The organism is Tenuifilum sp. (genome assembly GCF_037481895.1).
Taxonomy (GTDB): domain Bacteria; phylum Bacteroidota; class Bacteroidia; order Bacteroidales; family Tenuifilaceae; genus Tenuifilum; species Tenuifilum osseticum.
Genome location: NZ_JBBFKU010000060.1, coordinates 1 through 10032, shown reverse-complemented (window position 1 = coordinate 10032; position 10032 = coordinate 1). Strand labels below are relative to the sequence as shown.

At 37.7% G+C, this 10032-nt stretch carries 6 protein-coding genes; 1 reads left to right on the top strand and 5 read right to left on the bottom strand.

Annotated elements, in window-relative coordinates; genetic code table 11:
- Positions 1-632 precede the first annotated feature (632 nt).
- Positions 633-1352: a hypothetical protein gene (locus WHS63_RS12840; protein WP_445205455.1), complete on the top strand. Its 720-nt coding sequence runs from the start codon at positions 633-635 to the stop codon at positions 1350-1352.
- 68 nt (positions 1353-1420) lie between these two features.
- Here WHS63_RS12840 and WHS63_RS12835 read toward each other — a convergent pair whose 3' ends face one another.
- The 5 genes from WHS63_RS12835 to WHS63_RS12815 form a co-directional block, all read right to left on the bottom strand.
- Positions 1421-3085, bottom strand: a complete 1665-nt coding sequence (locus tag WHS63_RS12835) for a C10 family peptidase (protein ID WP_445205454.1) — start codon at positions 3083-3085, stop codon at positions 1421-1423.
- 61 nt (positions 3086-3146) lie between these two features.
- Entirely contained in the window at positions 3147-4820 is a 1674-nt protein-coding gene (locus WHS63_RS12830) for a hypothetical protein (protein WP_445205453.1), read from the bottom strand.
- 24 nt (positions 4821-4844) lie between these two features.
- A complete protein-coding gene (locus WHS63_RS12825; protein WP_445205452.1) occupies positions 4845-5714 on the bottom strand; it encodes a Calx-beta domain-containing protein in 870 nt (289 codons plus the stop codon).
- Between the two features lie 14 nt (positions 5715-5728).
- Positions 5729-7153: a RagB/SusD family nutrient uptake outer membrane protein gene (locus WHS63_RS12820; protein WP_445205451.1), complete on the bottom strand. Its 1425-nt coding sequence runs from the start codon at positions 7151-7153 to the stop codon at positions 5729-5731.
- A gap of 20 nt (positions 7154-7173) precedes the next feature.
- Positions 7174-10032: SusC/RagA family TonB-linked outer membrane protein (locus WHS63_RS12815; protein ID WP_445205450.1), on the bottom strand; the 2859-nt coding region annotated here is incomplete at its 5' end.

The following is a 10032-nucleotide window of genomic DNA, read 5'->3' as shown; positions in this document are numbered from 1 at the left end:
AGAACAAGTTTTAGGTTTACAATAAAGGTTAGTAAATTTTCAACAGGGCTAATATATGCTAAAGAATGCAAAAAAACAAGCGGTGGGTTAAAATAATTTAATAGTTACTCTCTATCAGAATGATGCCCTCCTAATAAAGCATACAACAAAACAACTAGTTCGAAAAGATGCTACATCCCCATATTGTCAACAGTACTATTAAGAGGTGATCTTTTCCTGATTTAACTATCAGCAGAAGTAATTAAATTGTATATCCATTGGTTTAAAGAATATGTGATTGAGAAACCTTTATTGAAATCTGCCATAAGGTCATATGGTCGTTGGTTTGCAAGGCCAATAAGGTTTTCCTAATTAAATTGAAGTCTTAGTATGATACATTAGCATTACAACTATGAGATGGGTAAAGGTGAACACTCCCCTTTACCCTATTCTAATCTTTCTTTAGGATCATCGCTCCTGTAATTTGCCAATTTAACTAATTAATCCAGCAGTTTACAAATTTCGTATCTTGACGAACGCTTGTCGCTAATAATTGTAGTTAAACTTGAAATTTGGGTATATCAAATTAAAATCAGCTGCAATATCTTCGTGCTATTTTTATTAACTTAGCAAAAACTTAAAAGAGTAAAAATATGATAAAAAAGTCACTACGATTTTCATCAACATTGTTAATTACTTTTATGGTAATTAATAATTGTTTTGCCCAAGAAAACGTCAATGTTAAGGTTTCAAGAAATGAGAATATTGTAGATATCTCTGCCGAAAAGAGCTATGTACTTCTTTACAACGAACCCCTTGACGGGAGAATAACATTTAGCGACAAAACTTATGCTAAAGCAAAACTAAACCTCAACCTACTAACAGATGAAGTGCTATTCATCACTCCGGAAAATGAGCTGCTCCCAGTTGCCAATCAGGATCAAATAAGTTTTTTTTCAATTGGTAAAGATTTATTCTTTAAAACATCCAATGGAACAGTTCAGGTAGTAGCAAATATAAACGATATTCAGCTTGGAATGGTTCGTGGATTTAAAACCGTAAACATTGATAAGGGTGGAGCCTACGGAATGTCATCTTCAACTTCTAGCGTACAGCAAGCCTCTTCGTTACTGGAAACAGGCAACAGGATTATTGCTTCAAGCTTAACCGTAAACCAAAAAGTTGAGCTGGGGTACTATGAAAAATGGTACTTAATAAACAAAAGCAAATTTTACCCAGCGACCTTAAAAAATTTCTCTAAGATCTTTAAAATTGATAAAAAAGAGTTAGAAACTTATGTAAAAACTGCAAACATTGACATTAACAAGAAAGAAGATTTGATAAGTTTAATGAACTATTGTACTGCCAGATAATTTTCCTAATAATACTTAATAAAAAAGTAGGTCATAGACCTACTTTTTTTATTAAGAACAACATTAAACTATGGTATAAATAATTTTAGCGCATAGTTTTTACCCTGGAAAACAACTTGCACAATATAAATTCCTTTTTGAATATCTGAAATATTAAGTGAGATACGATGACTGCCTGTATTCTTTTGGAAATTAAAACTTTTTACTAAAGTTCCATCAATTGATACTATACTAATAATTCCAATACCAGGCTCATCATGGTTAAGCTCAACAACTAAAGACCCATCATTAACAAATGCACTTAAAACACTTTTAACATTCAAAGGTACATCATCGGTAGAAGTTTGCTTTAATACCTGAATTAGTATGGATTTTTCAAAAGATAAGCCAGATAAATCGGTAGCCTTAACCACAATTTCCCATAGCGGAGTTTGACTATAATACAAAACATTAGTTGTTACTAACGAATCTGTTTTAACTGTAAATGGAACATCACCAACCTCACCATCAATCCCGGGTGCTCCGTGAACCTCAAAAGTATGGCTATCGTTAGGGGTTTCATCGGACGCCACAAGTTTACCTACAAACTCACCTGCAGGTTTGTTTTCATAAACGGTGTTATTAGAGATTTGAATATCGTGTGGTGAATGATTTCTGGGCTCAAAGTAAATTACTGCTTGTTGGTCATAGCTGAAATTGTAGCTACCCGGTGTCAACGATCCAATAGAATAGTATCCATTGTAACTTCCACTCCAACCCCAATTGAAATGAAACAACCCGTTTTGATTGACGCCATCCAGACAAAATGCATGTCCCGCTTGTCCATCGTTACCATCTCCTGAATAGTATATTGGCCTACCAGCCAATAGTTCACTGGTTAGAAGGGCTCTCCAATCCTCATCAGTATATGATGATTTACTTACTATTTTGGCTCTGCTTGTGTAATCAAAGTAGGTTTTTATAGCATATGGAACATTTTGTGAGTAAGCGCCAGAACCATCTGCACCATAGTTCATGTTTACAGAAACCCCAAGATGATATAGTAGTTTAGCAACATGTTCATTGGCAGTTGTTGCAGGCATTAAATCCCAATTGTATTCATGCTGAGAGTAGTTTACGTATTGGTTTCCATACGTGGGATCGGTGTAGGAGTGCTCACCATATCCCCTTGTTGGGTGTTTGAAAACACTCATACATTGAGCCATAGCCACTGCAACACAACCAGCGTAAGCGTGACCACCAGGACCTTTTGGATCGGCAGGGCAATATTCATTCCATCCTGCACTCTGGTTCCAGTTTACTTGAATTAATGGTTCTACGCTTTCACCTTTGCTTTTTTGGTAGTAATTTATGCTCCACGAAGGATGCATTTTATCGGTTTTTGAGCTAATAGCATGACTTATTTCATCAGCATATCCCTGAAACCAAAAATAAAAAGGTACCGATTTTACCTCCTCAACATTAAAATATCCATAAGTAGAATATGCTAACACCGATTGTACTCTATCGTCGGCTGAGAGAAGCACCCAGCCTTGTGGAATAAAATTCACTACATATGTTAAGGGAACCTTACCAGCATTTAATACTTTGATATTTTCAAGGCTAATTGCTTTGCCTCCATTCAGTGATATAAACTCATAGGCAAATTTTTGAGCAGTAGCCATATCAACTGGCTTACTAACTGCCATTAAGGCCAATGCCTGTAGAATTAAAAACGTAGTAAATCGTTTCATGTTTTTTTTGCAAAAATAAAAAAAGGGAGGAATATTCCTCCCTTTTGCAAATTAATAATTATTAAAATCTCTTTCCAAAAGTTTCTATTGATAATTCATTAGACTGGTTATTAGTACCCTTTGATCCCTTTGTCCAAGCTGATGTATTAAACCTATTAAGCCAACCACGAACTGTTTCATCATCAGATAAAAAGTAAAATCCCCAGCCATCTAAATTAAAGTTGCCAGCTGAACTAATGTGCCCAACTACATCATCAGTGGAGAATCTGTTAGCGAAATACACCCAGCCTTCCTTTCCACTTACTGTTGTTTTAAATAATGGCTGCCAATCAGGAACTGAAATTGTTCCAAAGTCGCCATCAAAAGTACCGCTGATAGGAGCATCTTCAGTTAAGCTATAATAATTCTTAACAAAATCTTTGATCAGAACTTCTGTCCCTCCTTTTGCAACATCAATAGATGCGTTATAAGTACCAGCAGGATTGCCACTATTGTCAACTAGGTCAACACTGTAACTAGCAGTAATTAAGCTTACGTCATAACCATATGAAATAAACCAGCTCTTTGCTCCAAATGCAATGGCTGCACTTGCGTTTCCATATGAATTACGGAACATACCCTCTGCAATGCTGAATGTTACAGTCTCACCATAAACAGGTGTTCTGGGCAAGGTGATTTGAACCAAAGTATCGTTAACAATTGCCACATTGGCTTTGGGTACTTCAATATCAATTGTAGTACCTGCCGATTTATAACGTACAATAACCTTGGTTTGATCGTACTGTGGAGTTTCCGATGATAAGGGGAAACGCATTTTTATGGGATAATCAAGGGTAATTTTCATACCGGTATCGGAAGTAACTTCCTCCTCAGGCAGTATTTGTTGTGCAGAAGTACTTGCAAAAATATTCCTCCAGTAAATACCTACAAGGCTAGAACCAGAGATACCACTGGTTACTCCATCGTACTTATTGCCTGCCCTATCCAGAAAAGCATCAGCACCAATTGTGAGGAATACATACATTCCATTTAGCTGCTCGGACGCTTTCAAAGGTTGCTTAATTGTAACTACTTTGCCCTCAATTTTAATACTATCCTTTGGAACAGCTACCCAGCTAATAACACCTGAAACAGCATTGCGATAACCCATTTGGATATTGAATGTTTCAGATAATACCACAGGCTCGCTGAAGGTCAAATTAACAGAAAATGCTAAAGCTTGTTTTGCTGTACTCGAGATAGCAGGACTTACACCGCTAGTTAAATCGAGGGTTGGTTTGTAATTATCGCTAGTGGTAAAAGCATCTGTTGTTGCAATTGTACCAAGTACACCATCGGTATTAACCGGTAAAGCAAAAACCTTATATGAGGTATTTTGAACCAAACCGGTAACCTTAACGGAGCCGCTATACGGATCTTCGCTTAGAACATACTGTTTCTTAAAAACAGCACCCGAAGTGCTCAAATTGAGCATAGTGGAGGCTTGAGGAGCAGCAGTATTATCGTCGCCTGCTAGCACTATAATATATATTCTACCCTTATCGCTTAAGCTGTAATTAATTACAGCGGAAGAATCCTTTATGGTGTTAACCTCAACTGTAGCAGTAATTGGCTGTTTGAGCGTTGAAGTTGAAAACTCTTTCTCCCAATCCTGCTCACAGCCCGTTATTGCAAAGGCAAATAAAGCCATCATTGCAACGGGCATAATGCTAATCAATCTATTTTTTATTTTCATAGCTATTCAATTTATTAAAAAAAACTAGTTTTTAGTAAGCACAACACCTGTAAGCATATAATTGTACCACCCAGCTGCTGAAGTGCCTGCTGCATCATTATAGACATGCGATCCAAAATCATCCTTTATGGTCATTGAACTCTTATCGGCAGCGATTTCAACTGTAATATACCCACCCTGTGGGATAAAGTCATCCCCTGTAGGTCCGTAGTAACCCTCGAGCCTTACCAAAGGATAGGTTGATGACTTATAAATCTCCTGCATTACAGGGATACGGATTTCCGACATGTCGTCATTAACAATACCGTAGACATCAAGGTTTGTTCCACTGGGTACTAGATTTTGAATCCAAACCTTTTTAACGTCGCTGGCATCTTTTTTAAGAGTAACCGCCCACTGTGTATTACCATTGAAGTAACTTACACCTACAGCAGTATAGTCTCCAAGAATAGGAGTAAGAGGATGATCCTTATCGCTAATGGTTACCTTACAGGAATTTTGGGCACCAATCTGAATGCTTGATTCCTCGGAAAGAGTTATTGTAAAATCGAGATCTCCGGTATATACACCTGGCTTATTAATAAGCTCAATTTCAATGTTTCTAACTCTATTTGTAGCATCGAATGTGAGTGTTGCGGTAGGGTCAACCAACCTGTAGTTCTCATCCAGTTTAGCCTTGCCATCCGTTACAGTATATTTTACAGTGGCATTGACACCACTTACCGAGACAACAGTAACAGGAATAGTAACTGTACCTTTGTCCTCATCAAAAGATGCAGAGCTCAAATTTAGTTTAACGAAGGCATTGCTATCGTCAAACTTTGGCAACTCATTCTTATTACAAGCAGTAAAAAGAATTGCCAAAATTGGAATTATAAACAGTATCTTTTTCATATCAAACACAAATTTTAGTAACCAGGATTTTGAACAAGATTCGGATTAACATCAATTTCGCTGGCTGAAATTGGGAGTGCCCAGCGATAGTCAGGGAAAGGTATGTCCTTGTTATTAAGGTTTGTACCAGTATAGTCGGTACGAGTCATACCTCTACCTGTACGAGCATAATCAAACCAAAGATGTCCTTCAAATGCTAACTCTTTACGGCGCTCAATAAAAATGTCGTTCTCAGTAACACCAGTATATAGAGTAGCACCTCTGTTTGCTACTACTGCATTAACATCATCGAGGGCAGTTGTACCAGCAACAGTAGCGCCATGAACAATAGCTTCAGCTCTATTAAGGTACATTTCCGATAGGCGAATAACAATCACGTTGTTTAAGTCAGGAGTAGCTTTACCTTTACCAGGGTATTTCAAGGTCCAGAAAAGATTTGGAACATCGCTAACACCTTTAAACAATTCACCACGAACATCACCAGCCTCATAAAGGTTTACAAGATCGTTACTTGCAGCAACGTCGGCATAGCCATCAGGGTTTGTCATGTAAGCAGGTCCTTCCCAGTAACCATCGTACGAGTTGGCCTTGTCGCCATAAATTTCAAAAATAACTTCACCTTTTGAAGGAACATCTTGTCCCCAAACCTGCTTGTACTCAGTTTTAGTCCATAGTTTATAGTTAGAATTATTTATAACCTTTGTGGCATAGTCAGCAGCTTCCTGCCATTTACCCATGTATAAATAAACCCTACTTAGTAATGCCTGAATAGCAGGTTTAGTAGCGTAAGCATAAGGATCTGTACCTGAACGTTTGTAATTATCAGCCATCAAGGCTTCGGCATCAAGAAGATCCTTAACAATGTTGTCAAAAACAACACCTACCTTATCGCGAGCAGGTTTACCAGCAGGATCAGTTTTAAAAATGTATGGAACGCCAAGCGATTCTTTATCATAGGTGTAAGGTTGAGCGTATAGTCTAACCAGGTCAAAATGTGAAAGAGCCCTGAGGAAAAGACACTCTGCTTTAATATTATTAACCTGTTGCTGGGTAACGCCATTAACACCAACCTTGCTATCGGCGTTTTCCAATACATTATTAACTGCAGAAATAACATAGTAAGCAAACCCCCAAAGACCCGAGGTAGCATTTTTGTTATAGTTCAGCTCATAAGGTATAGTGTACCTACCCGATGTGTACTCGGATTGAGTAGGTCTCTTACCATTGCCTGAACGAAGTTCAGCATCAAAAACAAAACCTGGTCCGTACCATGTAGTGCTGGCAAGTGGAGAATATGCACCAGCTACTGCTTTATCTAACCCTTCAAAGGTAGATAGGGTTATCTCTGTACTCTGTGTGAGTTTGGGCTCTTGAACCAAAAAATCTTCACAGCTTGAAAGCAAGAGTACACCGAGTAAAACAAATAGTATTTTTTTCATAATTCGCATCTGTTAACTAGTTAGAATGAAATTTCAATACCACCAACTATTGATTTTGTCATGGGGTAAATACCAAATCCCATACCATCAACACCTCTTTCAGGATCCCAGAAATCAACATCGTGGAAAGTATATAAGTTGTATGCACTAACATATACGCGTGCACTAGCAAATTTAACTTTATCAATCACCTTTTTAGGTAAAGTGTACGACAGAGTAATATCTTTTATACGAAGGAAATCACCTTTTTGTAACCAGCGCGAAGAACTTGCATTATATGAATTTGAGGAATTACCAGCGTATGGAATTGGGTTTACACCAGTATCGCCAACCTTTTTCCAGTAATTCAAAAGTGAAGCGTTTTGGTTCATCGACATTTGGCTACCATCGGACATCAGGTAACGATTTTCGAATATGGCAATATAGTTACCACCTTTAAACTCAAGGAAAGTAGACAAAGATAAGCCTTTCCATGTAATAGAAGTATTGAAACCACCTGTAAACTTAGGCTCAGGGCTTCCTTTATATACTCTGCGAGCTTTACCAAAGTCACTAGTTAATTTTCCACTTTCATTATACCAGAGTGCTTCACCATTAACAGGGTTCACACCGTAGTAATCGTAAACATAAAACTGATAGAATGATTTACCTACTACATGTCTTAACCTTGCATCGCCAGCTGTAAGAAATTCATTACCACCCAAGTCAAGAATCTCAGACCTATTGAAAGCAATATTAAATCCTGCATTCCAATTTAAATCTTGACTGCGAATAATATCACCATTTAACTGGAACTCAATACCTTTATTTTCAAGCGAACCAATATTCAAGAAGTTAGAAGAGAAACCTGTTGTTTGAGGCACCTTTTTATCAAGGAGCATATCTTCAGTTTTTCTCTTATAAACATCAATTGAACCAGAAATACGGTTCTTTAGAAAAGCAAAATCGATACCTGCATTTAAGGTTTTATTAGTTTCCCATGTTAGATTAGGGTTGCTGGGGCTTGAAGGTAACATCCCGTTAACTCCATTATATACAGTGCTAGCGTAAACACCATAAGCTCTATATGGAGCAATGTTATTATTACCATTCACACCATAACTAACCCTTACCTTAAGCAAGTCAAGAATTTCAACCTGTTTCATGAATTCTTCGCTTGAGATGTTCCAAGAAACACCTGTTGACCAGAAAGTTCCCCATGTATTGTTTTCACCAAACAGTGAACTACCATCGCGACGAATTGAAGATGATAGGAAATACTTCCCTTTGTAATTATATTCTAAATTACCAAAAAATGAAAGCAAGGTGCGTGTATTAAATGAATAATCGGTTTCATCGGCAGCAGGAGTACTTGTTGAAGGATAAGGAATATTTGGATCCACATCAGGTGAGTAAATATACATACTATTGTAATCCAACTTCATAGCCTCCTGTCCAGCAAGTAGTTTTAAGAAATGAGCCTCATTAAAGGTATTGCTATAAGTAATTGTGTTTGATGTAGTTAACTGAACATACTGCGATTTAGAAGTTTGCAAAGTACCAGTGGTTTTATTCCATCTTGCCTTAGGACTCCAGTACCTACGGCCTTCACCAAAAGTTGTTTCCAAACCATTGGTTGTCCTAAAAGTAAGACTCTCAATAGGTTTCCACTCTAAATAAATATTTGAAGTAGTTCTATATTGCTTCTCCCACTGATCATCATATTCAGCTGTTGCTCTAGGATTTGTCCTATTGTTCTCAGGAATGTTGATATTGTGAGTACCATCAGCATTATACTTAGGAGTCCATGGCAATATGGTCATGCCAGCAAAAATTGGGTTTGCATAGTATAAACTTTGCATTGGAACGTCGTTTGCATCGGTAAATGCCAAGTTAATACGAGCACCAGTGCTTAGGGTTTTTGTCAACTTGTAATCGGCATTAATACGTCCAGTTATTTTTGTAAAGTCAATGCCATAAAAAACGCCTTGATTTTTTTGGTAAACCAAAGAATTGTAATATGAACCCTTGTTATTACCTCCAGTGGCATTTACTTCAAGTTCTTGTGACAAACCTGGACGGGTAAAATGTGCCATCCAGTTAGTTTGAGGTAGAGCAAGTAATGATTTAGGCCTATAGTATGCTCCAGTAGGATCATCAGGATCTAGACCAGCATTAATAATAGCAGTTCTTTCGTATTCCAGTAACTGCTGCCCATTCATGATTTTGTAATTATTATCGTTTGCCAACATTGATGTTCCAAATTTTGCACGAACATTAAATTTGGCAACACCTTCTTTACCGCTTTTAGTAGTTACAAGGATAACACCATTAGCAGCACGTGAACCATAAATTGAAGCAGCTGCTGCATCCTTTAATACTGTTATAGATTCAATATCATTAGGGTTAATTGAAGCAATAGCGTTACCTGTGTTTGTAAAATAAGTTTGGTCGCCAGTCATCACGGGTATTCCATCTACAACCCAGAGTGGTTCATTACCAGCATTGATAGAAGAAATACCACGAATACGAATATTCATATTTGCACCAGGCTGACCTGAAGACGAGGTAATTTGAACACCGGCAAGTTTACCAGCCAAAATTTTATCAACAGATGTTGTTGGTGCGTCAGCAATGGCCTCACCCTTAACAGTTGAAACTGAACCAGTTTTGGCCTGAGCCTTAACAACACCATATGCAACTACAATTACCTCATCTATCTGCTTCGATTCGGGTTTCAAAACCACATCGATTACACTGCGGCCAGCCACAGCAATATCCTGTGTTTCGTACCCCACGAAGCTGAAGGTGAGGGTTTGAGCATTAGCGGGTACAGCAAGTTCATACTTACCATCTACACTGGTAGTAGCACCAATGGTAGTACCCTTTACGAACACTGA